This is a genomic window from Azonexus caeni, from assembly GCF_048146105.1.
GTDB classification, from domain to species: Bacteria; Pseudomonadota; Gammaproteobacteria; order Burkholderiales; family Rhodocyclaceae; genus Azonexus; species Azonexus aromaticus_B.
This window is the reverse complement of sequence record NZ_JBKJAD010000059.1, coordinates 1-1,274: the sequence shown is the minus strand read 5'-3', so window position 1 is coordinate 1,274 and position 1,274 is coordinate 1. Positions and strand designations below refer to the sequence as shown.

1 protein-coding gene is annotated in these 1,274 nt (G+C 59.0%); it reads right to left on the bottom strand.

Going from position 1 to position 1,274, the window contains the following annotated elements:
- Positions 1 to 18 precede the first annotated feature (18 nt).
- Positions 19 to 1,110, bottom strand: a complete 1,092-nt coding sequence (locus ACLIIZ_RS21055; RefSeq protein ID WP_416695655.1) for an ISAs1 family transposase — start codon at positions 1,108 to 1,110, stop codon at positions 19 to 21.
- Positions 1,111 to 1,274 lie beyond the last annotated feature (164 nt).

Sequence of the window (1,274 nt, the reverse complement as noted above, 5' to 3'; positions counted from 1 at the left end):
CAGGGGCTCCGCACTCGCCTAGCATAATGGTCTGAGTCCGAGCATGTTCATTCTGACCTCATCATCCCAGGCGGCAGCTTTACGCTTGAGGCGCAAGCTGGCTTTGGCGGTGTGGGTGGTATCGGTACGGATGATGTTGAGGACGATTTTCTTGAGCAGCGAGAGATTCTGCGGCGCATTGTCCTTGCGGATCGTACTGCCATCCTCACCGAAACTGACATCGAGGACCCAATGAAGCCGGTTCTCGATCGCCCAGTGCGATTTGACCGCTGCGGCAAGCGCTTCAGCGCGCAAGTCGCGCGAGCTGATGTAGTAGCGCTGTTCCAGCGCGGATTCCCGATCACCCACCCAGCGGACCGAGTCGATGCGGCCGATCGTCTTGCATTTTGGCCAGTCCGCGGCATCGACGATCCCCTTGGCCGGCAGCACCGATGCCATCTGACCGACGAGACGGCCATGGGACTTTTCAGCCAGCTGATGCCGGTCGATGGGCGCGGCATCGATGAAGGCCGTTTCGACCGCCGCAAGCAGCGTTGGCTGGTTGCCCTTGACCATCAACAGATAGTCGCCGCCTTGGTCCGTGATTTGGCGGGCAATACCCTTCTGGCACCCCATGGCATCGATGCTAACGAGCAAACCCTTGAGGTACAAGGCTTCGAGCAACTCCGGAATGGCGGTGATCTCGTTGGATTTCTCGGCCACCTTTTCCTGTCCGAGGACCACGCCCAATTCGGTGGCGAAGGCACTGACCATATGGATCGCACTTTCGCCGCCGCTCCCCGAGCCTCGCACCGTCTTCCCGTCGACGGCAATCGTGCCGCTCAGGGCGCCCACCACGCCGCTAACCCAGCGGCGGAACGCGGCCTCGAAGTGCTTCGGGTCAAGGGCACGGAAGATGCGCAGAAACGTGTCCTCGGACGGAATCCCGTTTTTCAGCACCAAAAACTGGCGCAGCCACGTTTCCTTCTTGCGCGCCCAGAAGGCGATGTCCTCAACGGTGTCGCAATCCGAGAGCATGGCGGCAACGGCCATCACCAGAATTTCCCGGAAGTCGTGCAAGGTGCCATTGCTGGGACTGCGCGGATCATCGATTTCGGTCAAACAGCTCATCAAGGACACCCCATTGTTTGCAGCCACTCTCGTCGCCCAAAAGGAGAGAGTAGACGTGATTTCCAATGGGTTCACAAGATGCTTGCATAAGGTGTTGAAGGTTAACGACTATCTGCTATCGGTCATGTCATTCGGGAATATGCGGTTCGAGTGCGGAAGCCCTG

What these genes read in the sequence shown, in the direction of transcription:
- ACLIIZ_RS21055 (WP_416695655.1), bottom strand. Translation starts at nt 1,110, where the DNA reads ATGAGCTGTTTGACCGAAATCGATGATCCGCGCAGTCCCAGCAATGGC.